23 protein-coding genes are annotated in these 25112 nt (G+C 65.0%); 15 read left to right on the forward strand and 8 right to left on the reverse strand.

All coding sequences use genetic code 11. The features are described 5' to 3' along the window. Positions 1–159: 159 nt before the first annotated feature. A complete protein-coding gene (locus AC1DYR_RS14875) occupies positions 160–708 on the forward strand; it encodes a cytochrome b (protein ID WP_477705926.1) in 549 nt (182 codons plus the stop codon). A 33-nt stretch (positions 709–741) separates the two neighbouring features. Further along, positions 742–1431: a VIT1/CCC1 transporter family protein gene (locus AC1DYR_RS14880; RefSeq protein WP_477705758.1), complete on the forward strand. Its 690-nt coding sequence runs from the start codon at positions 742–744 to the stop codon at positions 1429–1431. Between the two features lie 275 nt (positions 1432–1706). Here the strand turns inward: AC1DYR_RS14880 and AC1DYR_RS14885 are convergent, their stop codons facing one another. Genes AC1DYR_RS14885 through AC1DYR_RS14905 form a run of 5 tightly spaced genes read right to left on the reverse strand, consistent with a single transcriptional unit; the run spans position 1707 to position 5436 of the window. Beyond that, on the reverse strand, positions 1707–3065 hold the full coding sequence (locus AC1DYR_RS14885; RefSeq protein WP_477705927.1) for an ATP-binding protein: 1359 nt from the start codon (positions 3063–3065) through the stop codon (positions 1707–1709). Beyond that, complete coding sequence (locus tag AC1DYR_RS14890; RefSeq protein WP_477705759.1) at positions 3065–3736, reverse strand: winged helix-turn-helix domain-containing protein; 672 nt, start codon at positions 3734–3736, stop codon at positions 3065–3067. The genes AC1DYR_RS14885 and AC1DYR_RS14890 overlap by 1 nt, the downstream gene beginning before the upstream one ends. A 33-nt stretch (positions 3737–3769) precedes the next feature. Further along, on the reverse strand, positions 3770–4525 hold the full coding sequence (locus tag AC1DYR_RS14895; RefSeq protein ID WP_477705760.1) for a cytochrome b/b6 domain-containing protein: 756 nt from the start codon (positions 4523–4525) through the stop codon (positions 3770–3772). Beyond that, positions 4497–4976: a diheme cytochrome c gene (locus AC1DYR_RS14900; protein WP_477705761.1), complete on the reverse strand. Its 480-nt coding sequence runs from the start codon at positions 4974–4976 to the stop codon at positions 4497–4499. Before AC1DYR_RS14900 ends, AC1DYR_RS14895 begins: the two co-directional genes overlap by 29 nt. Before the next feature lie 31 nt (positions 4977–5007). Next, entirely contained in the window at positions 5008–5436 is a 429-nt protein-coding gene (locus AC1DYR_RS14905) for a DUF1924 domain-containing protein (RefSeq protein WP_477705928.1), read from the reverse strand. Positions 5437–5938: 502 nt separating this feature from the next. Between AC1DYR_RS14905 and AC1DYR_RS14910 the strand changes: the two genes are divergently transcribed. The 13 genes from AC1DYR_RS14910 (at position 5939) to AC1DYR_RS14970 (ending at position 21145) form a co-directional block, all read left to right on the forward strand. After that, positions 5939–6382, forward strand: a complete 444-nt coding sequence (locus AC1DYR_RS14910; protein WP_477705762.1) for a universal stress protein — start codon at positions 5939–5941, stop codon at positions 6380–6382. A gap of 39 nt (positions 6383–6421) precedes the next feature. Next, positions 6422–6844 (forward strand): universal stress protein, encoded by a 423-nt coding sequence (locus AC1DYR_RS14915; protein ID WP_477705763.1) that lies wholly within the window; start codon positions 6422–6424, stop codon positions 6842–6844. A 61-nt stretch (positions 6845–6905) separates the two neighbouring features. Beyond that, positions 6906–8390 (forward strand): arginine-ornithine antiporter, encoded by a 1485-nt coding sequence (gene arcD, locus AC1DYR_RS14920; protein ID WP_477705764.1) that lies wholly within the window; start codon positions 6906–6908, stop codon positions 8388–8390. Then, the gene (locus AC1DYR_RS14925) at positions 8390–9598 is read left to right on the forward strand and encodes an arginine deiminase (RefSeq protein ID WP_477705765.1); all 1209 of its coding nucleotides are present in this window, start codon (positions 8390–8392) and stop codon (positions 9596–9598) included. The genes arcD and AC1DYR_RS14925 overlap by 1 nt, the downstream gene beginning before the upstream one ends. 41 nt (positions 9599–9639) lie before the next feature. After that, positions 9640–10638 carry an ornithine carbamoyltransferase gene (gene argF / locus AC1DYR_RS14930; protein ID WP_477705766.1) on the forward strand — a complete coding sequence of 333 codons (999 nt, stop codon included), beginning with the start codon at positions 9640–9642 and terminating at the stop codon, positions 10636–10638. Next, positions 10635–11561 carry a carbamate kinase gene (arcC, locus tag AC1DYR_RS14935; RefSeq protein WP_477705767.1) on the forward strand — a complete coding sequence of 309 codons (927 nt, stop codon included), beginning with the start codon at positions 10635–10637 and terminating at the stop codon, positions 11559–11561. Before argF ends, arcC begins: the two co-directional genes overlap by 4 nt. 82 nt (positions 11562–11643) lie before the next feature. Next, positions 11644–13056, forward strand: coding sequence for a trypsin-like peptidase domain-containing protein (locus tag AC1DYR_RS14940; RefSeq protein ID WP_477705768.1), 1413 nt, complete (start codon positions 11644–11646; stop codon positions 13054–13056). Between the two features lie 131 nt (positions 13057–13187). Further along, a complete protein-coding gene (locus AC1DYR_RS14945) occupies positions 13188–13841 on the forward strand; it encodes a BON domain-containing protein (protein WP_477705769.1) in 654 nt (217 codons plus the stop codon). A gap of 165 nt (positions 13842–14006) precedes the next feature. After that, positions 14007–14381: a hypothetical protein gene (locus tag AC1DYR_RS14950; protein WP_477705770.1), complete on the forward strand. Its 375-nt coding sequence runs from the start codon at positions 14007–14009 to the stop codon at positions 14379–14381. A 13-nt stretch (positions 14382–14394) separates the two neighbouring features. Continuing rightward, positions 14395–16959 carry a magnesium-translocating P-type ATPase gene (mgtA, locus tag AC1DYR_RS14955; protein WP_477705771.1) on the forward strand — a complete coding sequence of 855 codons (2565 nt, stop codon included), beginning with the start codon at positions 14395–14397 and terminating at the stop codon, positions 16957–16959. Between the two features lie 157 nt (positions 16960–17116). Beyond that, entirely contained in the window at positions 17117–18598 is a 1482-nt protein-coding gene (locus AC1DYR_RS14960) for a bifunctional aminoglycoside phosphotransferase/ATP-binding protein (RefSeq protein WP_477705772.1), read from the forward strand. Between the two features lie 76 nt (positions 18599–18674). Next, entirely contained in the window at positions 18675–20204 is a 1530-nt protein-coding gene (locus AC1DYR_RS14965) for a thymidine phosphorylase family protein (protein ID WP_477705773.1), read from the forward strand. Between the two features lie 11 nt (positions 20205–20215). Beyond that, entirely contained in the window at positions 20216–21145 is a 930-nt protein-coding gene (locus tag AC1DYR_RS14970) for a ribose-phosphate pyrophosphokinase (RefSeq protein WP_477705774.1), read from the forward strand. Between the two features lie 2 nt (positions 21146–21147). Here the strand turns inward: AC1DYR_RS14970 and AC1DYR_RS14975 are convergent, their stop codons facing one another. The 3 genes from AC1DYR_RS14975 to AC1DYR_RS14985 all read right to left on the reverse strand — a co-directional run bounded on the left by AC1DYR_RS14975 (position 21148) and on the right by AC1DYR_RS14985 (position 25086). Next, positions 21148–21798 carry a poly-beta-hydroxybutyrate polymerase N-terminal domain-containing protein gene (locus AC1DYR_RS14975; RefSeq protein ID WP_477705775.1) on the reverse strand — a complete coding sequence of 217 codons (651 nt, stop codon included), beginning with the start codon at positions 21796–21798 and terminating at the stop codon, positions 21148–21150. 54 nt (positions 21799–21852) lie between these two features. Continuing rightward, entirely contained in the window at positions 21853–22383 is a 531-nt protein-coding gene (locus AC1DYR_RS14980) for a flavodoxin family protein (protein WP_477705776.1), read from the reverse strand. Between the two features lie 153 nt (positions 22384–22536). Further along, complete coding sequence (locus AC1DYR_RS14985; RefSeq protein WP_477705777.1) at positions 22537–25086, reverse strand: cation-translocating P-type ATPase; 2550 nt, start codon at positions 25084–25086, stop codon at positions 22537–22539. Positions 25087–25112: the final 26 nt, after the last annotated feature.

Consider the following 25112-nt stretch of genomic DNA (forward strand, 5'->3'; position numbering starts at 1 on the left):
ATACCCTGACCGGAAAATGTCAAACGCAGTTTCCAGTTGGGCGGCTCGCCTGTTGCCACCGCCCCAGGCAACCTGGTAGGGTGCGCCGATGCGCGAAACGGCCGCGGCTGGGGTTCCGCGATGAACACCTCACCTGAACGACAGCGGGAAGATACGATGATGCTAAAAACCCACCCGGAAAACCGCTACGGTGCGCTCTCCATCGGCTTGCACTGGTTCATGCTGGTCCTGCTGGCGGCGGTCTACATCTGCATGGAGATCAGTGACGCTTTCCCCAAAGGAAGCGACATGCGCAACGGGCTCAAGACCTGGCACTACATGCTGGGCCTGTCTGTATTCGTACTGGCCTGGCTTCGCCTCGCGGTCAATCTCTGGAACCGCGCCCCACCCGTCGATCCGGCGCCGCCGCTTTGGCAAAGCCGCCTGGCCTGGCTGGTGCAGGCGGGCCTTTATGCGCTGATGATAGGAATGCCCCTTGCCGGGTGGTTGATACTCAGCGCCCGCGGCCAGCCCATCCCTTTTTTCGGGCTGCAACTGCCCGCGTTGATGGCCGAGAGCAAAAATGCGGCGGGCTGGATCAAGGACATCCACGAAGTGGGAGCGACAGCGGGGTATTTCCTCGTGGGCCTGCATGCATTGGCGGCCCTGTACCACCACTACCTGTTGCGTGACAACACACTGACCCGCATGCTTCCGGGCCGCCGCTGATTCAAATTACCCCCCCGAACGAAGGATGAGTGCATGAGACATATTGAATGGCACAGGACTTCACGCATCGGATGGCTTCGCGCTACCGTTCTGGGCGCCAATGACGGCATCGTATCGACCGCCAGCCTGATCGTGGGAGTGGCCGCCGCCAGCGCCACACACGGCAATGTGCTGATGACGGGCGTGGCGGCCCTGGTGGCAGGGGCGATGTCCATGGCCGCGGGCGAATACGTGTCGGTGCACTCGCAGTCCGACACCGAGAAGGCCGACCTGGCCCGGGAGCGCGCTGAACTTGAAAAAGACCCCGTGGCTGAACACCGCGAACTGACCGCCATCTACGTCGCGCGCGGGCTGGACCCGACGCTGGCACGGGAGGTTGCGGAGCAGCTCATGGCTCATGACGCTCTGGGTTCACACGCGCGCGACGAGTTGGGAATTCACGACAGCATGGCCGCCCGGCCCCTGCAGGCCGCGCTCGCGTCCGCGGCCAGCTTCGCGTTTGGGGCCCTTCTGCCGCTGGCAGTCGCCGCGGTGGCGCCTGGCGGAGCGCTGATCTGGTGGGTGTCCGGAACCTCTCTGGTATTTCTGGCATCCCTGGGCGCGATGGCCGCGTGGGCGGGCGGCGCGGCAGTGCTGCCAGGCGCGTGGCGCGTGACTTTTTGGGGCGCACTGGCCATGGGCGTTACCGCGGGTGTGGGCGTGCTGTTTGGCGCTGTGGTTTAAGTCTGCTGGCGAACCGACACCTTTGATTCCCCATGCATAGTCACTCTATGAACTGACCCTCCCCAACCGGGTTGCCCGGCAGGTACCTTGTATTGTGCTGGTCGCCATCGGTTTCGTCGGCTTGGCATGGCGGCCAGGTCGCCCGGCCTGGATGCGCAAGAGCAGGCCCTGCTGCCGGAAGACCTCCAGGTTGATACATGCCCGGAGTGAACCCTTCGGACTGGACCACGGGGCTCAACACTGTAAGGTCCAACAACCGGAATCCTCGCAGCCATTTAAAGCGGGCTCGATGCCTGCGGCCCAAGCACCCGCACCACAAGACCGCCCAGCTCGGTCGAAGTTTCAACTTGCAACTGCATCCCATGCACGGCCGCGATGCGCCGCACAATGGACCAGCCAAGGCCGCTGCCGCTTTCGGTGTTGCCGGTCACCCGGAAAAACCGTTCACCCAGGCGCTTGAGTTCGCCTTCGGTCATGCCCGGGCCGCTGTCTTCCACACGCAAAACCACCCGTCCATCCTGCAGCTGAACCGACACCTTCACGCGCGCCATCCCGGGGCTGTATCTCACCGCGTTGTCTACGAGGTTGCGCACCAGCACGGCCAGCAGGATTTCGTCGCCCTGAAGGTGGCAGGATTCCGCGGCGTCGAGCTCTAGCGTCTGGTTTTTGCTGATGGCCTTGGGTGCCAGCTCTGCGACCACGCGCCGCACCAGTGCACTCATGTCCACGGGCGCAGACGCCGGCAGTACGGCGGCGTCCAGCCTCGACAGGGTCAGCAGTTGCTCCACAAGCCGGGCCGCCCGGTCGCAACCCTCGAGCGTGTTGTGCAGCGCGTGCCTTCGCGGGCCTTCGGCGGTTTCGCCCAGCGCCACCTCGGCCTGCGCCCGGATGGCGGCAATCGGTGTGCGCAATTCGTGGGCGGCATCGGCGGTAAAGCGCCGCTCAGACTCCAGCAGCGTCGCTATGCGCACAAACAGGGCGTTCAGGGCATCAACCATAGGCACCATCTCCGATGGCACGTCGTTCAGGGCGAGCGGCAGTACGGCCGCCGGTTGCCGCTCGGCCAGCGCGTGGCCAAGCCGGCGCATGGGTGCAACGCCGCGGGACACGGCCCACCACAGCGCCAGGGCAAGCAAAGGCAGAGCCAGCGCCATGGGCCACAGCGTGCTGCGCAGCACCGCCAGCAAGATGTCGTTGCGGGAGCCCGTTTGCTCTCCTACATACACCTGCACGTCGTCCTCTGCGCCATAGGTGGCAAACACCCGCCACGCTGAACCGGCCATCTGCGCGGTGGTGAAGCCGGTTTTGAAATGTTTGCTGCGCTCGACCATGGGCGTGACAGGTGCGTTGGCAGAACGCAGCGTAAGCCGGTTCTCATGAAACACCTGGAACATCACTTTGGGCGCGTAGCGGTGCAGTGTGGGCGTATCAACGCCACGGTCGCCTTCCTCCAGCTCCTGTGCCTGCTGCACCACCAGCAGGGCGGCAGCCTGGGCCAGGTGGCCGTCAAGCAGTTCGTCAAGCTCATGGCTCGCATCCAGCCATGTCAGCGCCGCGGTCGCCAGCCAGACCGTCAGCATCACGGAAAGCACCATGGCCGTCAGGCGGCCCTGCAGGGAGCGCGGCCGCGGAATCACGATCTCGGCGCGTCGCGTTGCAACATATAACCGACACCACGCACCGTATGGATCAGCGTGCTGCCCAGCTTGCGCCGCAGGTTGTGGACATGAACTTCCACGGCGTTGCTCTCTACCTCCTTGCCCCAGCTGTAGAGCTGCTGCTCAAGCTGTTCACGGGAGAGGACACGGTTGGCACTGAGCATGAGCGCTTGCAACAGGTCAAATTCGCGGGTGGACAGTGTGACGGACTGACCGGCCTGGTGCACGGAGCGGGCGGCCGGGTCGAGCACGACATCCTGCGCACGCAGGCACTCCTGCGGTTGGCCGTGCGCACGGCGCACCAGCGCCCGCAGGCGGGCGGCCAGCTCCTGCATATCGACCGGCTTGACCACATAGTCGTCGGCCCCGACATCAAGCCCGCGTATGCGGTCCGGCACCGCGTCGCGGGCCGTTAGTACCAGCACTGGCGTTAAGAAGCCCCCCCGCCGAAGGCCGCCCAGAACCTCCAGGCCGTCCTTGCGCGGCAATCCGAGATCGAGCACGGCTGCGTCATAAACCTGTGCGCGCAACTCGCGTTCTGCGGCCATGCCATCGCGCACCCAGTCAACCTGAAAGCCGAGCTGCCTCAGGCCGGACTGCAGGCCGTCACCAAGCAGCATGTCGTCTTCAGCAAGCAGGATGCGCATGCGGTAATTCTCCCATTTGTTCCATGGGGACGCTCAGTCGTCATCACCCTGCAGGCCGGCAGCTTTCGTCGCTGCCGCGGGCCGGTCCATCAGGCGGCCTGAGGGAGCGCCTTGCCATTGCAGCCACCAGAAGCCCAGCACCGCTACGAGCATCAGGATTGCCACGCTGCGCCAGGCCCGTGCAACAGCGTCCTGAGGGCGGCCGGTCTTGTAGCCGGTGACCATGGGCCACACCAGGTTGTCACGGTGCAACCAGCTGGCAGCCAGCACGCCGGCAATATGCAGTCCCACCACCGCCAGCATGGTGTTGGCGGCCAGCTCATGCAGGTCTTCCAGCCAGCCGCCGCCAAAATCGTTGTAGGTGGCCCAGCCCGTCGCCGCGATCAGCGCGGCCAGCCCCAGGAGCGCCACGATGGCCATCGCGCCGGCCGGATTGTGTCCGATATGGTGCTCCGGCCGGCGCCGCAGCAGGGCACGCAGGTAGCTTGCCACCGCGCGCGGTCCGCGCACAAAGCTGGAAAAGCGCGCGTGACGCGTGCCGATCAGGCCCCAGAGCACACGAAAGATCACCAAACCGGCCATGGTGTAGCCCAGCGTGACATGCAGCAGTCGCCAGCTTTCGCTTTCGGCGGTGATGTAGGCCCCCGTAAAACTGAGCACCAGCAACCAGTGGAAAACACGCACCGGAGCGTCCCAGACAAGTACCTTGCTCACGGCCTGGGCCTGATCTGGTATTTCAGCCGAAAGCGTGCCCGCCGGATCAGCGGGGGATGCGGATGTCGCGCTCATTGAATTCTCCTTGGTCAGCTCGTGTATGGCAGGCGATGCAGTTGGCCGCGCTTTTGACCGCCGGCAGTTTCCAGGTGGCGGGTGCCACCTCATCGTGCTTGCGAATGAACCACGCGGATCGGGTGATGCGATCCTGCGGCGGCTCTTGCGTCACGCGTTTATAGGTACCCGCGTGGGTGTCCAACCAGACGGACAGGTCCTTGACCGTGGCGGCGTCCAGCGAAGCGTCGGTGCCGTAGTGGTTCTTCAGGTTGCCCATCACGCGCCGCCACGACGCGGCTGGCAGCATGCCCGGCGGGTAAGCCACATGGCACGCCGCGCATTCCTGCTGGTACTTGGGCAGCAGCGGAACCAGACGCCCGCCATCGGCCAGAGCGGTGTGCGCAACGCCCACTGCGGCAAGCAGGCCCGCGCAGTATTTGTAGAAGCGGGAACGAAGGCGGCGAATCATGTGTTTTCCTTTCAGGAGGGTGTTGCCGGCGTCAGGGCTTGAGCGTGAGCAGCCAGCTCAGCACATCGGCCTTTTCGGCCGCGCTGCATTCGCGGCCCAACACGTCGTTGCAGTTGCGGCGAAACCATTTTTCGGTTTTCGCTGCATCCGTGAAACGCTCAGGATTGAAGGCCGGCGCTAGCGGGCCAATCGACTTGCCGGTGGATGCGTGTTTGCCGGCCTGCGTGGGCCCGGCGCCATGGCAAGAGGCGCAGCTCCATTCGCGGCCCTGTCGTGTGGTGAACAGCTGCTGGCCCCGGGCCGGCACGGCAGGCGCACCAGCCTGGGCGGTGTAGCTGCCCAACATCTCCGCCGGCGTGGCTGCCTGGGCGACCTGTGTATATGCCGTGCCGGCGAGGCAGGCTGCGGCGATTGTGAGGCAGAGACCCCTGCGGCATGGGGGTGATGACGAAAAGTTCATGGAGAGCACCTCTTTTTTGAATGACTTCATGATGTTGCGCCGTCCTTAGGGTTTTCTTAAGCGGAATACGCTGTGCCCGAAATTGCGGCCGCATACGACTCCGACCGTGTTTGATACGCCCGCTTGACCGGAACTAAACGGAGTTCTCGGCCGCGACCTATCCTCTTCCCAAACACACCGCAGACATGCCCTTTTGTCTGTTCGGAACTGGTTCATGCGCTGGCCGGTGTTTTGCATGTGCGGCCGGACAACGAGTCGCTCTCCATCCTGTTCTCCGGGGACATAGGCCATCCCGGCGACCTGGTGTTCAAACCGCTTTCGTAGTTGGACGGCGCCGATGACCTGGTGATGTGATCCCGGCCTTCGCGGTGGGACGCGCGCAAAGCCTGCTGCACTGCGCCCAGGTTCTAAAACCTGTACAGCAGTTGTGTTATTGACCTGGATCAAGCCCGCGGCGCTTGGGCGCTCCTAGACTGCGACACACCAACACAGGAGAACCACCATGTACAAGCGCATTCTTGTTGCCACCGACGGCTCCACACTTTCCAAAAAAGCGGTCAAGGACGCCATCGAACTTGCCGCGTCCCTGGGCGCCGGCCTTGTGGCACTCAACGTCGTGCCGCGTTATCCCATGAGCTACTTCGAAGGCGGCGCCACCATCTCGCCGCAGGAAGTCGGTCGCATCGAAAAGGAATGGGCCGACAAGGGCCAGGCCGTCGCCGATGCGGTGCAGAAGTCCGCGCAAGCCGCAGGCGTCACGGCCAAGGCCGTCATCGCCAAATCCGACCTCGTCGCCACCGCCATCCTGGCTGCGGCCAAAAAGAACAAGTGCGACCTCATCGTCATGGCATCGCACGGCCGTAAAGGTCTCTCGCGCATCCTGCTCGGAAGCGAGACCCAGCAGGTGCTCACGCACAGCAGCATCCCCGTACTGGTCCTGCGTTGAGCGTGCGCCGTTTCATTTGCATATTTTCTGGAGAACACCATGAAAGTCCTTCTGGCCGTCGACGGCAGCAAATTCACCAAGAAGGCGCTCGCTTTCCTGGTCACCCATGAAACCCTGATGGGCCCCGACGCTGAACTGGTCGTGCTGAACGTGCAGGTTGCCGTTTCTCCGCGCGTCAAAACCATGGTGGGCGCAGCCACCGTCCATGCCTACTATCAGGACGAAGCCCGGAAGGTGCTGGAGCCCATCGAACGTTTCCTCAAGCGCCACAAGATCCCCTTCCGGGCCTCCTGGGTCGCGGGTACACCGGCCACACAAATCGTGCAGGCCGCGAAGCGCGATAAGGTTCACATGCTGGTCATGGGAACCCACGGCCATGGCTTGTTCGGCCGCGCCCTGCTCGGCAGCGTCGCCCAGCGCGTGGTGGCGGATGTCGACGTGCCGGTGCTGTTGGTTCAGTAAGTCATCGGACACCTGTTTCGACCAATCACCGCCAACGCAGAAATCCTCCTGAAAGAATCCCATGAACACACTGTCAACGACCCCATCCCCTTCGTCGATACCGCGGGCCATTCCCACCGCGCGGCAGTCCCAGGGCACCTTGGGCCTCGGGTTGCTGGTCGCACTGGTGATTGGCTCCATCATCGGCAGCGGAATCTTTGGCTTGCCGCAAAACATGGCGGCAGGCGCCGGCGCAGGCGCCATCCTGATCGGCTGGCTGGTCACGGGCGCGGGCATGCTGGTGCTGGCGCGCGTCTACCAGATGCTGGCGCTGCGCAAGCCCGAACTGGACAACGGTGTCTACGCTTATGCCCAGGCGCTGTCGGGCGACTACATCGGCTTTAACTCGGCCTGGGGTTACTGGATCAGCGCCTGGATAGGCAACGTCGGATACCTGGTGGCCGCGTTTGGCGCGCTCGGCTATTTCTTCCCGGCCTTTGGCGAGGGCAACACCCCTGCAGCTATTGCCTGCGCGTCGGTGGTGCTGTGGGTAGTCCACGCGCTGGTGTTACGCGGCATCAACACCGCCGCCTGGGTCAACGCAATTGTCACAGTCGCCAAGGTCATTCCCTTGCTGCTGTTCATCGTGCTGGCTGCCGCCGCTTTCCAGGCACCCACCTTCAGCCTGGACTTCTGGGGCGGCGCCAAACTCGGTTCCGTACTCGACCAGGTCAAGAGCACCATGCTGGTGACGGTGTGGGTTTTCATCGGCATCGAGGGCGCCAGCGTCTATTCAGCGCGCGCACGGCAGCGCAAGGATGTCGGCAAGGCCACTGTCATAGGGTTTCTGATCTGTCTGGCTCTCCTCATGACCGTCTCCCTGCTGTCCCTGGGCATCTTCACACAGCCAGAACTGGCCGGGCTGAAAAATCCCTCCATGGCGGGCGTCCTTGAAAAAGCTGTCGGCACTTGGGGCGCCGTGCTGATCTACATAGGCCTCATCGTCTCCGTGGGCGGCGGCTTCCTGGCCTGGACGCTGCTGGCAGCCGAGTCGCTCTTCACGCCGGCCAACAGCGGCGTGATGCCCGAATGGCTGGGCCGCCAGAGCAGCGAGGGTGTTCCGGCCAATGCCCTGTGGTTAAGCAGCGCCATGGTGCAGGTCTTCCTCATCGTCACGCTGGTGTCCAAGGCTTCCTACCTGGCGCTGATCTCGCTGTCGACCGCGATGATCTTGCTGCCATACCTGTTCAGCGCGCTTTACGGCCTGCAGCTGGCCGTGCGCGATGAAGGTGGAGGCCGGGCGCAGCAAGGCACCCGTGGATCGTTGGACCTGCCGGTGGCCGCGCTCGCGTCGGTGTACTGCCTGTGGCTGCTGTATGCCGCCGGGGCCAAATACCTGCTATTGAGCGCCCTGCTTTACGCTCCAGGCGCCGCTCTTTACTTCATTGCCAAACAGCAAGCCCGCAAACAGCCCTTCACCGCAGGCGAGAAAATCATCCTCGCGGCGGTGTTCGGACTCGCGGTGGTGGCAGGCTGGATGCTGGCTACCGGCAAGCTGAGCCTGTGATGGCTGGCGTCCATTCAGAAACGGGCCGGCTGCGCAAGGTGCTGGTCTGCAGGCCGGGCCTGGCACACATGCGGTTGACACCCGCGAACTGCCGGGACATGCTGTTTGACGACGTGATGTGGGTCGCCCAGGCCAAAAACGATCACTTTGCGTTCACCAGCGCCATGACAGAGCAAGGCGTGCAAGTGCTGGAACTGCATGACCTATTGGCGGTCACGCTCGGCAACCCCTTGGCGCGCGACCGGCTGCTGGACCACGAACTTGCCGGCACCGACTTTGAAGCTGCGGGGGTGCTGCGGCCCTGGCTGCAGGAACTACCACCGGCTCGCCTGGCCGAGTTCCTGATCGGCGGGCTGACGCCGGCGGACCTGCCTTTCAAGTTGCCCGGCCTCACGGCCGCCTGCGCCGGCCCATCGGACCTGCTGCTGCCCGCCCTTCCCAACACCCTTTTCACGCGCGACAGCAGTTGCTGGATTGGCGACGGTGTGGTGCTGGGATCCATGTACTGGCCCGCGCGCCGCCAGGAAAGCCTGCTCATGGCGGCGATCTACCGCTTCCACCCTGCGTACGCCGGCAAGGTGACTGAATGGTGGGGCGACCCGGAGCAGCCGCATCCACAGGCCTCGCTTGAGGGCGGCGACGTAATGCCCCTAGGCAATGGCTTGGTGCTGGTCGGGATGGGTGAGCGGACTTCGCCGCAAGCCGTGACCCAGCTCGCGCGCAACTTGTTTGCCCGCGGCGCCGCAGCCCGCGTGCTGGCTGCCCAGTTGCCCAAATCACGCGGCGCGATGCACCTGGACACGGTGCTGACCTTTTGCGACCGGGATCTGGTGACTGTGTTCCCGGATATTGTGCAGGCCGTACGTGTGTTCAGTCTCAGACCCGGCGATGAACTAGGCTCACTCGACGTCAGGGCGGAAGCCGAACCATTTCTCGACGTCCTCGCACAAGCCCTGGGCCTGCCGAAGTTGCGGGTCGTCGCCACCGGCGGCAACGCCTATGAGGCGGAACGCGAACAGTGGGACGACGGCAATAACGTGTTGGCGCTGTCGCCCGGCGTGGTCATGGCCTACAACCGCAACACCCACACCAACACCTTGCTGCGCAAGGCCGGCGTCGAAGTCATCACCATCCCCAGCGGTGAGCTGGGGCGCGGACGCGGCGGCAGCCACTGCATGTCCTGCCCGATTGAGCGCGACGCCGCCTGATCCTTTCCCGCCATTGAGGCATCCACGAAAGACGGCTACCCATGAGCTTCAACCTTCACAACCGCAGTCTGCTGGACCTCAAGGATTTCTCCCCGCGTGACATCCGTTTCCTGCTGGACTTGGCCGCCGAGCTCAAGCGATCCAAATACGCGGGCAATGAACTCGCCCGCCTCAAGGGCAAAAACATCGCGCTGATTTTCGAGAAAGCATCCACCCGCACGCGCTGCGCCTTCGAAGTCGCAGTGCACGACCAGGGTGGCCATGTGACTTACATCGACCCGGTCAGTTCGCAGCTGGGGCACAAGGAGTCTCTCAAGGACACTGCCCGGGTGTTGGGCCGGTTATATGACGGCATCGAGTACCGCGGCTTTCACCAGACGGTGGTGGAAGAAATCGCGCGCTTCTCGCACGTCCCGGTCTGGAATGGGCTCACGGATGAGTCGCACCCGACCCAGGTGCTGGCAGACCTGCTGACGATGCAGGAGTTCGGCGAAAGGCCGCTGCACGAACTGTCCTTTTGCTACCTGGGCGACGCCCGCTTCAACATGGGCTGTTCGCTGCTGGTGGGCGGCACGCAGATGGGCATGGACGTGCGCATCGCCGCTCCCGCGGCACTGATGCCACCGCCCGAACTGGTGAGCGAAATGCGAGAGCTGGCCAAGACAACAGGCGCACGCATCACCCTCAGCAACGATCCAACCGAAGCAGTCAAGAATGCAGACTTTCTCTACACCGACGTCTGGGTGTCCATGGGTGAGCCCGACGACACCTGGAAACTGCGTATCGAGCAACTGCTGCCCTTCCAGGTCAACAGCGCCCTGATGAAGGCCACCGGCAAGCCGAGTACCCGCTTCATGCATTGCCTGCCGGCCTTTCACAACCTGGACACTGAAGTGGGACGTCAGATCCACGAGCGCTACGGCCTCAGCGAAATCGAGGTGACCGATGAGGTCTTCGAGTCCGATGCGTCCGTTGTGTTTACGCAGGCGGAAAACCGCATGCACACCATCAAGGCCGTACTCGTGGCCACCCTCGCATGAAGCTGGTCGTGGCGCTGGGCGGCAATGCCTTGCTGCGCCGGGGCCAGTCACTCAGCGCGCAGCACCTGCTGGAAAACATCCAGGGCGTGGCGGCCCAATTGGCCCGCGTCGCACTGCAGCATGAATTGGTGGTGACGCACGGCAACGGGCCGCAAATAGGCCTGCTGGCCCTGCAGAACTCGGCCTACGCGGCAGTGGCGCCCTATCCACTCGATATCCTGGGCGCGCAAACCGAAGGCATGATCGGCTACCTGCTGGAGCAGGAACTTGCCAATCACCTTCCACCCGGCCGCCCTGTGGTCACCCTGCTTACGCGTGTGGAAGTCGACCCCGCCGATCCGGCTTTCGGGAAGCCCACCAAACCTATCGGGCCCGTCTATGCCAGGGAGGAAGCCGAACGGCTTGAGCAATCCATGCACTGGCATGTTGCGCCGGACGGGGCAGGCTTCAGGCGCGTGGTGGCTTCGCCTCTCCCAACATGTGTGCTGGGCATGGACCCGATCCGCTGGCTGCTGCAGCATGAGGCGGTGGTGATCGCCGCGGGTGGTGGCGGCATCCCAGTGGTGCGCGCTGCCAGCGGGCGTTCTCTTCGAGGCATCGATGCCGTGATCGACAAGGACCTGACGGGAGCCCTGCTCGCGCAGGAACTGGGAGCCGATTGCCTGGTAATCGCCACCGACGTAGACGCTGTCTACCTGGGCTGGGGAACGCCGTCGCAGCGCGCCGCCGGCAAGGTCAGGCCGCAGGAACTGCTGACCCATAACTTCCCCGCAGGCTCCATGGGCCCCAAGGTGCAGGCCGCCGCCGGCTTCGTGCTCAAGACCGGCAAGAAGGCCTTGATAGGCTCGCTGGCCCAGATCGAGGAAATGCTGGCGGGCCGTGCCGGTACCGAAGTCAGTCCCGATGGCGGCTGCGCAGATTGAGGCGGAACGCTTCCGTTGCATTTTTCAAGACGGCTTGAGGTGGCGCAAACGGCTTGATCCAGGCGCCGTGTTCAATGACCCCATGAAACCTTACCGTCTTTTGCTGGCAGGCCTGCTGACGAGCACCATGCTGGCTTTGCAGGGCGCACATGCCGATCCGCTGACCCGCCGCAACGTTGTCTCGGCGGGCGCCGTGGTGGCCAGCCGCGGAGCAGGTGTCGTGGAAATCAGCACCATCAGCGCATGGGCGCGCAGCGGGAGCGACGACCCGGAACCCGAATTCGCTCCGCCGGACACCTTCGGCGATCGGATGGCAAGGCCGCAACCCATCAGCCTCGCGCGTGGTGAGGTGCGCGACCTGGCGTCCGGTTTTGTGCTCACGGCCGATGGCTATATCGTCAGCAGCGCGCACGTCCTGTGGGATGCGGAGGAAGCCCAAGTCCGGCTTCAGGACGGGCGTCATTTTCCCGCCCGGCTGATCGGGATGGACCGCATCACCGACGTGGCCTTGCTGAAAATCGAGGCCACGGGCCTGTCGCCCGCTCCGATAGGTGACTCCTCCAGGCTTGCCGTCGGCGACTGGGTCGCGGCGATTGGTTCGCCCTTCGGCTTTCCGGGCTCCGTCACCGCGGGCATCGTCAGCGCGAAAAACCGCTTTCTGTCCGGTAGCGGTGAGACCGCCTTCATACAGACCGACGTGGCCATCAACCCGGGCAGCTCGGGCAGTCCGCTCTTCAATGCCGACGGCGAGATCGTCGCCTTGAACTCGCTGATCTACAGCGGCAGCGGCGGCTACATGGGCGTATCTTTCTCCGTGCCCGTCAACCTGGCCGTCGACATCGCTTCGCGCCTGCGCTTGCAGGGGCGGATACGGCGTGCCTGGCTGGGGGCAAAGCTGCAGGGCATGACACCCGCGCTGGCGCATTCTTTCGGGGTACGGGACCCCACCGGTGCGCTGGTGGTACAGGTCACGCCCGGCGGCCCCGCGGAGCGGGCCGGCCTGCTGCGCGGAGACATCATCACCGCTTTTGACGGCGCCAAGATCCGGGATTTCAGCAGCCTGGCGCTGCAGATGAGCGACCACGGCGCTGGGGTTCCCGCCGCGCTGGAGATCTGGCGCCAGGGCCGAAAAAAGGCGGCAAGCGTCACGCTGTCGGAAGCCCCCGCCAGCGCTGCGCACCCCCTGGCCGCGCTGGATGCCGGCGACCTCCCCCGCCTAGGCCTGTCGCTGACCGAGTCCGGCAAGGACCTGCAGGCGCAGCTGGGCATAGACGGCGGCCTGCTGGTGCGCCAGACCGCGGGATTGTCGCGCAGCGAGGGCCTGCAGGCCGGTGACGTGATCATCGCCGCCAACGAGCTCAGGCTGGACAGCGTGGCAGATTTTGATCACGTGCTGTCGCGCCTGGAGCCCGGCGCCGGCGTCGCACTGCTGGTGTTGCGGGACGGCCACGCAGCCTACGTGCCGCTGCGCATTCCCGCAGCGAAGAAACTTTAGCGGCTCCTGGAACAGGCGACGGCTTGTGCGACAAGCAAGCGCTTGAGGAATATCAAAACAGGCACCCCCTCGTCTGTCTACAGTGGCATCATCACGCTGTGGTGGTGATCACTTCATCCAAGGAACAAGCCATGAAAACCGATATGCAGCTCAAGGCCGACGTTAGCGCCGAACTGGCCTGGGACCCCGCCGTCAATTCAGCCAGCATAGGCGTGCTCGTCAATGACGGTGTAGTGACGCTCACGGGACATCTGAATACCTTCGCCGAAAAAATCGCAGCGGAACGGGCCGCGCGCCGTGTGGCCGGTGTGCGTGGGCTGGCGATCGAGTTGGACGTGAAGCTGGTGGCGGCCCACCATCGCAGCGACTCCGAGATCGCCTCGGTCGCCGCATCCGCATTGCGCTGGAGCGCACTGCTGCCGCCCGACCGCATCCGGGTTGAGGTGGAAAAAGGCTGGGTCACCCTCACCGGCGACGTCGACTGGGCCTACCAATGCCGCACCGCCGAAAAATGCGTGCGCGGCCTGGTGGGCGTGCGCGGCCTGTCCAACAACATCGCGGTCAAGCCTACCGTCAGCACGCGCGACGTCGCGGCGGAGATCTGCGCCGCGCTCGAACGCCAGGCCGACCGCGAAGCCCGGCACATCCAGATCGACGTGAAGGGCGGCGTCGTCACCCTGCACGGCAAGGTGCATTCGCTGGCCGAGCGCGAAGCCGCCGCCGGCGCGGCATTCGCCGCCAGGGGCGTGACCCGCATCGTCAACAAGCTGGAAGTCGGCGCCTGAACATCGTTCGAAGCGGCGGCGTGCCCGGCGGACCGCTCAGGAGCGCGGCCTTGCGCTAGATCAAGCCCCCGCCTGCGGCTGTTCCCTAGAGTGGATGAGCTCATCGAACAGACAGTCCATCTTGCAACCCAACGCGGCCGGCGCGCGCCGCATCAGGAGTCCTACATGCCCTTTTTTCACGCCGTGGTCTGGCTGGACCATCACCAGGCCCAACTGATCCAGTTCGACGCCGAACAGGCCGAGGCACGCAAGCTTCACACGCATTCCCATGCCACACCCCAGCACGGCAGCGAGGTACGCACCCGGCATGAATTTTTCGGCCAGATCTGCGATGCGCTGGACGGCATGGAGTCTGTCCTGGTGACGGGAGGGCACACGGCGCAGGCCGACTTCCGCCACTACGTCGACAAACATCGCCCTGCCCTGGCGCCGCGCATCACAGCCTGGGAGACCGTGGACCACCCGAGCGAGGCCCAGTTGCTGGCGCTGGGCCGGCAGCGGCGGCACCAGGCGGCCGCAGGCCTGGTCACCGGCCATTGACGGCGTACCGGTGATGGACGGGGCCACAGCCTCCGCCCGGGCAGCCCGGCCCTGGTGGCTGGAGCTGGCGCCGGCCGGAAGCCCCGGCCTGTCGCAGGCTCAGGCGCAGGAGGCGCTGGCGCGCTTCGGCCCCAACAGCTTCGAAGCGCGCAAAAAGCAATGGCTGGCGCTGCAGTTCCTGGCGCGCTTTCGCAACCCGCTGGTGCTCGTACTGCTGGCCGCCAGCGCCATCTCCGCCGCCACCGGCGACGTGGCCAACTTTGTCATCATCATGTTGATGGTGCTGCTAAGCGTCACGCTGGACTTTGTGCAGGAGCATCGCGCGGGCCGGGCTGCCGGGAAGCTGCGCGACTCGGTGGCCCTGCGCGCCAGTGTGTTGCGCGAGGGGTGCGTGCAGGATGTCCCGGTGCCCGACCTTGTGCCCGGCGACCTGGTCTTGCTGTCCGCCGGCGACCGCGTGCCGGCCGACGGCCGGGTCGTCGAAGCCCGCGACTTCTTCGTCAACCAGGGGCTGCTGACCGGCGAGTCCTATCCCGTCGAAAAACGCCCCGGCGCGCTGGACTGCGGCGCCGTGGAGCTGCAGCAAGCCCTCAACGCGGCCTTCATGGGAAGCACCGTGGTCAGCGGCAGCGCCCGCATGCGGGTCATGGCGACCGGCCCCGCCACGGCACTCGGCGAGGTAGCGCGCAGCATCCAGGCCGAGCCGCCGCCCACCGCCTTCGAAACCGGCATGCACCGCTTCGGCATGCTGTTAATGCGCATCACGCTGCTGCTGGTGCTGTTCGTCATGCTGGTCAACCAGGTGCTGCACCGGCCGCTGCTCGACTCCTTCCTGTTTGCCGTGGCGCTCGCGGTCGGCCTCACGCCCGAGCTGCTGCCCATGGTCGTCTCCGTCACGCTGTCGCGCGGCGCACTGCGCATGGCGGCGCGCCGCGTGATCGTCAAGCGCCTGGCATCCATCCAGAACCTCGGAGCCATGGACGTGCTGTGCACCGACAAGACCGGTACGCTCACCGAGGCGAAGATCAGCCTTGAGCGCTGCGTGGACGCGGACGGCCGCGACGCGCCCCGCGTGCTGATGCTGGCCAGCCTCAACAGCGTGTTCGAAAGCGGCCTCAGGAGCCCGCTGGATGAGGCCATCCTCGCGCGTGGGGTGGACGTTTCGGGTTGGCAAAAGATCGACGAAGTGCCCTTTGACTTTGAGCGCCGGCGCGTGTCGGTGCTGGTCGACCGCGGGGACGCGCGCTGGCTGGTCGTCAAGGGGGCGCCCGACGATGTGCTGGCGCTGTGCAATCGCCGCGAGGGGGACGAAGGCCGCGCGCCGGCGCCGCTTGACCAGGCCGCACGGGGCAGCCTGCGCGAGCGCTGCCACGCGCTGGAGCGCGAGGGCCTGCGCGTGCTCGGCGTCGCTTGGCGCGAGGTGCCCAAAGACCATCCGCATGCCGACATCCGCGACGAGAGCGAGCTGGTCTTCGCCGGTTTCGCCGCCTTCATGGACCCGCCCAAGGCCGGCGCCGGCGCCGCGCTGGCCGCGCTGGCGCGAAGCGGCGTGGCGGTGAAGATCGTCAGCGGCGACAGCGAGCTGGTCGCCCAGCACCTGTGCGGCCTGCTGAAGCTGCCGGTCAAGGGCGTCCTGACCGGGCAGGAGATTGCGCACATGGACGAGGCGGCGCTGCGCGCGCGCGTGGGCCGCATCACGCTTTTTTGCCGCGTCAACCCGGCCCAGAAAAACCGCATCATCCTGGCGCTCAAGGCGCGCGGCCACGTGGTCGGCTACTTGGGCGACGGCATCAACGACGCGCCGCCGCTGCGCTCGGCCGACGTCGGCATCACGGTGGACTCCGCCGTCGACGTGGCGCGGGAAGTGGCCGACATGGTGATGCTGGACCACGACCTCTCGGTGCTGTACGAAGGCGTGCTCGAAGGCCGGCGCACCTTCGGCAACGTCATGAAGTACATCATGATGGGCACGAGTTCCAACTTCGGGAACATGCTGAGCATGGCCGCCGGCTCGCTATTTCTGCCCTTTCTGCCTATGCTGCCGGCGCAGATCCTGCTTAACAACGTGCTCTACGACCTGTCGCAGGCGGCCATCCCCCTGGACCGGGTCGACCCCGGCGACCTGCGCCGCCCGCGGGCGCTGGACATGGCCTTCATCCAGCGCTATATGTGGTTGTTCGGCTTGGTCAGCTCCGCCTTCGACCTGCTGACATTCTGGATTTTGCTGCGGGTGCTGCATGCGGACGAAGTCCTGTTTCACACCGGCTGGTTCATCGAGTCGCTGGTGACTCAGGTGCTGGTCATCTTCGTGATCCGCACGCGCGGCAGGCCCTGGGCCAGCCGTCCCAGCGCGGTGCTGGCGGCCACCTCGCTGGCCATTGTGGCCGTGGCGCTGCTACTGCCCTTCACGCCACTGGGCCGGATCTTTCACTTCGAGCCGCCACCCTCGGCTTTTTTTGCCTGGCTGCTGGTGATGGTGCCGGCCTACCTGGCTCTGGCCGAGGGGGCCAAGCGCTTCTTCTACGTCCGGATGGCGGCGCCCCGCAGGTTCAGGCGAAGGGTGATGGCGCACCTTTAGGATGCCTGCCGGTTTGACGAGGCCATCTAATGGGCGCGCTCTCGAGCTCACATGCCAGTCAGCCAGAAATTTCGCGCGCTTCTCTCATCTGATCCTTGATTTCACGCCGCTTGACCAGCGTCAAGGGAAGCTTTCGGACCCGGAGTATTGTTTTCCCATGCATGCCTCAGACGATGCCCTCCCTTCCGCACGCGACCAGGTTCATGCGCTGGCCGGCGTTTTGCATGCGCAGTTGATAGAGACGCACATCTCCTGGATTTTGCTGGGAAAGGACAAGGCCTATAAAGTCAAAAAGCCGGTCCATCTGCCTTTCGTCAACTATGCGAGCCTCCAGGCCCGGCGGCGGTTCTGCGAAGAAGAAGTCCGCCTGAACCGGCGGCTCGCCCCTTCGCTTTACCTTGGGGTCACGCGCATCACGGGAACGTCGTACTCGCCAGCGCTGGACGGTGAGGGGCCTGTGCTTGAGCATGCGGTATGCATGCGCCGCTTTGCGCCAGGTGCCCTGTTCAGTGAAAAAGCCGTTGCGGGCGATTTGGGTGTGAATGATATTGACGAACTCGCCGCACTGCTGGTCAGCTTCCATGAAAACGCGCCCCGCGCCTCGGCCTCCAGTGGCTTTGCCAGCGCTCGCCAACGACGGCAGACCGCGCTTGCCGCGATGGAAGGCTCCCTGCCGCTGATGGACGAGGCCGCGCACGGCGCGCTCAAGGCCTGGCTACTCACCGAGGCGGCTGCCCTCGAACCGCTGTGGACCGCGCGGCAGGCGGACGGCCATGTGCGCGAATGCCATGGTGATCTGCACCTGGCCAACATCGTGCGCCTGGATGGCGGTGTCGCAGCCTTCGATTGCATAGAGTTCGATCCGGCACTGCGCTGGATCGACATTCTCGACGACATCGCCTTCGTGGTGATGGATCTCTGGACCTATCAGCGCAAGGATCTGTGCTTTCGTTTCCTCAATGCCTGGCTGGACCGCACAGGTGACCACGGCAGCGTGCCGGCCTTGCGCTTTTCCGTCGTCTATCGGGCATTGATTCGAGCCCAGGTAGAGCAGCTGCGCGATGCCGCCAACCCTGCCGCGCGCCGTTATCTGGACACGGCGCTGACCTGGGCCGCACCCGGCAATGCCAGGCTGTTCATTACCCATGGCTTGCCGGGTTCGGGAAAAACCTTCGCTTCGCAACGCATTGTCGAGCGCGAAGGCGCGATTCGGTTGCGCTCCGACGTCGAACGCAAACGCCTGCATGGTCTGGGCACGCTGGAGGATTCGCGGGCACGAGGAGTGGACCTGTACCAGGCCGACACAACCGGGCGCACCTACGCACACCTCTTTGCCATCGCGCGCACAGCCCTGCAAGCGGGGTATCCGGTCGTTCTCGATGCCGCTTTCCTGCGCCGTACTGAGCGCGACCAGGCGCATGCGCTGGCACTGGCCCAGCGAGTGCCGTTTTACATCATCGACTGCGAAGCACCCCTGGCCGTGCTGCGCACGCGCCTGCTGGCTCGCCGGGGAGATGCTTCTGAAGCTGACGGCACCGTGCTGGACCGTCTGCGGGAGACGGCGCAAGCACTGTCGGCACAGGAACGCGCTTTCACGCAGGCGCCGGCGGCAGGTGGCTCGCCGCCTCCGGCCGGATGACGCGCACATAGCCCGGATTTGCGTTTTATCAAGGCTGTCGGCGTTTGCCGCGCCTACAGTGGCAAGAAAAGCCACCATGCACGAACCTCCCCACACGCCCGTCGCCAATCGCTTGCGCTTGCGCAGGCTGGGCATAGACACCTACCAGGAACCGGTGCTGTACATGCACCGCGACTGCCCTGTATGCCGTTCGGAAGGTTTCGAAGCCCAGTCGCGGGTGGAGCTGCGGCTGGACGACCGAACCATCGTCGCGACGCTCAATGTCGTCAGCGGCGATTTCCTGTCGCCGGATGAAGCCGGCCTTTCCGAGGCCGCCTGGCGCCTGCTCAACGCGCGGCCGGGCGCGGAGGTTTCGCTGCGCCACCCCGCGCCGCTCGAATCGCTGGGCCATGTGCGCGCCAAGGTTTACGGAAAGCGCCTGGGGCAGGCAGCCATTGATGCAGTGATCGGGGACGTGGCGGCAGGCCGCTATTCGGACCTGCAGCTTGCGGCCTTCATCACCTCCTGCGCGGGCGAGCACCTGGACATGAACGAAACCATCGCGCTCACGCGCGCCATGGTCAATGCCGGCGAACGCATGCACTGGGGCGAAGGGCTGGTTATGGACAAACATTGCGTGGGAGGCTTGCCCGGCAATAGGACCACCATGGTCATCGTCCCCATCATCGCGGCTTGCGGGCTGCGGATGCCCAAGACCTCATCGCGCGCCATCACCTCCCCCGCAGGTACGGCCGACACCATGGAGACGCTGGCACCCGTGGACCTGGACGTGGCGCAGATACGCCGCGTGGTCGAGCGCACCGGTGGCTGCATCGTCTGGGGCGGCTCCGTGCGGCTCAGCCCGGCCGACGATATTCTCATCCGCGTCGAGCGACCGCTGGACCTCGACAGCCAGGGGCAGCTGGTCGCATCCATCCTGTCGAAGAAGGCCGCGGCCGGCGCTACGCACGTGCTGATCGACATGCCAGTCGGCCTGACCGCCAAAGTTCGCAGCGCGCATGCGGCCAACCAGCTCGCGCGGCAGCTTGAGCAAGTCGGCCAGGCGCTGGGCCTGCAAATGCGCGTGGTGCAAACCGACGGTGTGGCGCCTGTGGGCCGTGGCATCGGCCCCGCACTGGAAGCGCGTGACGTGCTGGCCGTGCTGCGCCGCGAGGGTACTGCGCCAACCGACCTCGCGCAGCGCTCTCTGCATCTGGCCGGGCAAATTCTTGAGTTTGGCGGCGCGGCGCCGGTGGGCGGCGGCATCGCGCTGGCTACGTCCGTGTTGGAGGACGGACGCGCCTGGAAGAAATTTCAGGAGATTTGCGAAGCACAGGGCGGCCTGCGTGAACCCCCGGTAGCTGCCTGCCAGCAGCCCGTGCCCTCGCCGCGCGCCGGCACCGTGATCGCCATCGACAACCGGCGTCTGGCCCGCATCGCCAAACTCGCGGGGGCGCCCACCTCTGCGTGTGCCGGAATCGCCATGAGTGTGCAGCTGGGCGCGGTCGTGGAACGCGGCCAACCCCTGTTCACGTTGCACGCGGCCTCACCGGGCGAGCTGACCTACGCATTGGAATACGCCACCGCGCAGGCTGAAGCCGTGCATGTGATGGAGGATGCGAGATGAAGCGCGGGCCCATGCTGGTTGTAGCCCTGCCCGGCTGCGCACAACTGGCCGCGCGGCTCGCGCGCAGCCTGCGCTGCGGCTGGAGCGAACTGGCACTGCATAACTTTCCCGACGGTGAAACCGGCGTGCGTATCGACGCCGCAGTCGAGGGCTGCTGCGTCATTCTGGCTGGCAGCCTGAACCAGCCGGATGCCAAGACCCTGCCCCTGATTTTTGCGGCGGACGCGGCGCACGAACTGGGCGCCTCGCAGGTTGGTCTGGTTGCACCTTACCTGGCCTACATGCGGCAGGACAAACGTTTTCATCCCGGTGAAGCCGTCACCTCACGCAGCTATGCGCGGCTGCTGTCCGCGTCGCTGGACTTTCTGGTGACGGTCGATCCGCACTTGCACCGCGTGCGCAGGCTGGACGAGATCTATTCCATCCGGACGCAGGTCGTACCAGCCGCCCCCTTGATCGCCCGCTGGCTGCGCAGCCATATCCCATCACCCTGGCTGATCGGGCCCGATCAGGAAAGCGGTCAGTGGGTTGCTGAAGTGGCCCGGCTCGTTGGCGCCCCATGGACGGTGTTGCGCAAAACGCGGCGCGGCGACCGGGACGTAGGTGTCAGGCTCGCCAGCCGCGAGCGCTGGCCGGGGCGCGTGCCGGTGCTGCTCGACGACATCGTTTCCACGGGCGAGACCATGCTCGCCGCAACACGCCTGCTGGGCAAAGCCGGGTTGGGCGCGCCCGTGTGCGTCGCTGTGCACGCGCTGTTTGACGGTGAGGCCCAGCGCCGGCTGCTTGAAGACGGCGTGTCGCGCGTGCTGAGCTGCGACACGGTCACCCACCCTTCCAATGCCATTCGCATGGCGCCCTCGCTGGCCCGCGCCGTGCGGCAGATCAACGCTCGCAACGACACATCTATAGAGCCTGCCGGCAAATCAAAGGAGATCGCATGAATTCAGTACCTGCTCCCCTGCCCTCCACTGCCCTGCCCGGCGGTGTCGGTGGCAACCTCGTCAAGCGCGTTGGCCTGGTCGCCGCGCTCGATGGCGTCTTGCCACCAGTTCGAGAATCCGCCGGCGAGGTTCGCGCCGCCGGTGCGCAAAGTTTTTCCCAGCACCTGGGGATTGGTCAGCACGAAGTTCGACGGCGCGAACATGTCCAGCCATTGCCGCACCGAAAACGCGGCCACCTCCTGGTGGTGGCGCGATACCCCGCGAACGTCCGCGCCTGCCTCGGCCCACCAGCGCTCCTGCAGCAGGAAGGCCTGGGCCAGCTGTTTGTAGGGCAGCAGGCTCCATTGCGGCGCGAAGAAACGCTTGTCGCGCGGCTCGGGCTCTATGCAGCCGGGACAATCGCCGTAGCAGGAATGGCCAGCATAGTGCATCCACTGGAGCAGCTTGTGCCAGGCGCTGGCCGCCAACTCCGACTGTTTGCCCGGCGATGCGACCAGGTGGCTCAGCCAGTCGGCTTGCGCCAGCAGCACGGACGCGGGCGAGATGCCGTTGGCCATGCGGGCCAGGAAAATCTGCAGCGGCAAATCTGCGGCTGATGAGCCCGTGGGCGGTAGTCCTGGCCCGGCGAGCGGGAGCATCGGCTCAACAGGCACGGCCCGGTTTTCGATGGGTTAAAAATGGCAGGTTAGGAACGATAAGGAGCATGCTCAAACGGCGCTCGGCGACAATTCCGTGGGGCGTACCGCCTCGTCCTTCTTCGCGTTGTCCCGGACCGCGTTGCCGAATACCTCCAGGCCGGACGAATAGCTGCCGTCGTCCACTTCGCGTGCGGTGAATGACGTCGATAAGATGGGCGGCCGGCCGAGTATCTGATCGATTTCGGCGAAGGCGTTGGTAGCGCCCTGCCCGCCCATCACCGAGATGACCGCCACCCGCTTGAGGCCCGCGGCCCGGTCTCGTACAAAACTTCTCATAGGTCCGGCCAGCTGGTAAAGCCAGATCGGTGCGATCAGGATCACCGTATCAAAACCCGTCGGGTCTGGCCCTTCATAACGAATGGCGGGATGACGCCCGAACAGCGAATCCGCCACGCAGCGCAGCGTTCCCGCGACTCCCGTGCGCGGGCGCGCCTCGCTGATCTCACCACGCGGCCACTGGAATTTTCCAGACAGGAGATCGGCCACGCGGGCCGACGTCCCGGTGTTGGAATACGAAACAATGAGAGTTCTCTCGGACATGGTTCTGCTCCTCAAATGGTTACGCGCAACAAAGCTGCGGTCGGCCGGGCGCTGCGCAGGCACCGACCACCAGCAAAGGGTATGGCGGACGTCAAACTCACCACTTGACGTAAATCAAGGGCGGCGACCTTGCCTGAAGCCCTTTCCTCCGGGTTACGCGTTGCTGCGTCGCTGAACGTAGCGCAATGCCATGAGCCAAAGCGTCATGGAGCCCAGAATCACCAACAGCCAGGCGGAGCCCTGTCTGGACGGGGCCACAAAGCCCATAACCCCTCGCAGCCAGGGCTGCCACAGCACAAGCGAAACAAGCGAGGCAACAGCGGCGGCCAGACGCGGGAGCCACGGATTCCTGAGAATATTTATCGAATGGCGATGAATCAGCACCAGAAGAAACAGGCCTGCGACAAGGCTCACGAACAACGTCGTACGGATCTCCGCGACGCGCCATCCCTGCTCCAGCATGTACCAGTTGGCCGTGAGCAGCACCGCAGCGAGTCCAAGGCCTTGCAACAAGCCATAAGTCATGTTGCGCAAGGCGAACGGTGAGTCCGCGGCCGGCTTGGGCGGGCGACGCATTAACTTCGGATCTGCTGGCTGCGCTTCAAACAGTATCGAACAAGCCGGATCAATGATCAGTTCAAGCAGGATGATCTGCGCAGGCAGCAACAAGGGGGGCCAGCGAAGCAGGGCTGGAATCAGGGCAAGCGCCACGATGGGAGCGTGCACGGCGAAGATGAATCGCACGGCGCTGCGGATGTTGTCGTCGATGTGGCGGCCCTGGCTTATGGCTGTCGCGATGCTGGCGAAGCTGTCGTCCAGCAGCACCAGGGCGGCGGCCTCGCGGGCCACGTCGGTCCCACGCTCCCCCATGGCGATCCCGACATCGGCAGCCTTGAGCGCGGGCGCATCATTGACACCATCGCCTGTCATGCCCACCGTACAACCGTCGGCCTGCAGCGCGTGCACAAGCCGCAGTTTCTGTTCAGGCCTGAGCCGCGCACAGATGGCAGCGCTCCTTAACCGGGTCCGCAGCGAAGCATCGTCCAGGGCATCGATATCCGCTCCCGTAAGCACGTCGGATGGATTCGGCAGGCCCGCCAGGCGGGCAATCGCGCTGGCCGTCACGGGGTGGTCTCCCGTCATCATGATGACGCGGATTCCCGCTTCGCCGCAATCCTGGACCGCTTGCGGTACCGTGGGCCGGAGCGGATCAGCCAGACCGAGCAAACCGACAAAGCGCAGGGTGAAGTCCTGCTGGCTTTCAGGCAACCCGGTGCCCTCCCAATCGGCACACGCCACACCGAGAACGCGCAAGCCTCTGGCGGCCATGTTCTGCACCTGCAGTTGTATGGCCTCGCGTCTGTGTACCTCAAGCCGACACAGGCGCACGATGGCTTCGGGCGCCCCTTTGGAGGCCAGAAAACACCGCCCGGGAGAACCGCTGCCATAGACATGGGTGACGGCCAGAAGCTGTGGCGTGAGCGAATACTGCCGCAACGGCTCCACGCCTTGCCGCGCCCTTGAATCCAGGCCCAGGCGGGCGTTCCCGACAGCTTGAATGGCTTTTTCCATCGGGTCAAAAGGATTCGGCGGCGTGGCCAGGACGGCGCATTCAACCAGTTCCGTGAGCGCCGGAGGAAGCGGCGCATCGCTATCGGCCCTGAACACCACACTCACACCCACCAGCTCGACGAGTTCCATGCGGTTGAGGGTAAGGGTCCCGGTCTTGTCCACAGCCAGCACCGTGATCGCGCCCAGCACCTCGATTGCATCGACCCTGCGGGTGAGAATTTTCTGCTGTGACAGGCGCCAGGCCCCAAGGGCGAGGAACACCGCGAGAACGACGGGGATCTCCTCCGGAAGCACCGCCATCGCAAAGGCGATGGCCGGCAGGAGGCTGGCGACAAAACCCTGCCCGTCCCTGAGCCAGCCCAGCAGGACCAGCAGCGCGGCCACCGTCAGCCCGGCGCCGGCGAATCCCCGCACGATACGCCGTGACTGCTGGTACAGCTTCGAGGTCGGGGCGTGTGCCTTCGCAAGCGCCACACCGATGCGGCCCATCGAGGTCCGGCTGCCCGTGGCGAGCACTCGGGCCAGCCCCCGGCCCTGCGTGATCACAGTGCCGGCATAAATCAACTCATCGCTTTCGCCATCGGGTTCATGGCCTCGTTGCTGCGTTGACCCAGGCAGCTTGGGTCTGGGCACAGACTCGCCCGTCAGCACCGACTCGTCGACCTCAAGGGCTCCCTCCAGCAAGGCTGCGTCGGCGGCAATGCGGTCGCCTTCGCGCAATACCAGAACATCACCCCGCACTACCTCGCGGCAGGCGATGCGAAGCTCTCTGCCGGCCCGCAAGACCATAGCGCGAGGCGCTGACAACTCGCGCAAAGCCTCGAGCGCCCGCTGTGTTTTTTGCTCCTGAAAAAACGTCAATGCAACAATCAGAAAAACCGAGGCCAGCAAAAAAATGGCTTCGGCCGTATCACCCAGCACCAAATAGCCCGCACCCGCTGCGAGCAGCATCAAAAACATGGGCTCCTTGACAACACCCAGGGCCATTCGCCAGTAGCCTTGGGGCTCGCTTCCGGGCAACACGTTGGGCCCGTCGATCTTGAGGCGCGCAGCGGCCTCCTCGCCGCTCAGTCCCAAGGCCTCGGATGTCGGCTCGCACGGGAGGCCGACGGCTTGAACCGCAGCAGTCATGTCTTCAGCCGATCCACGGGGAAATC

It is taken from the genome of Polaromonas sp. P1_F9, from assembly GCF_056405615.1.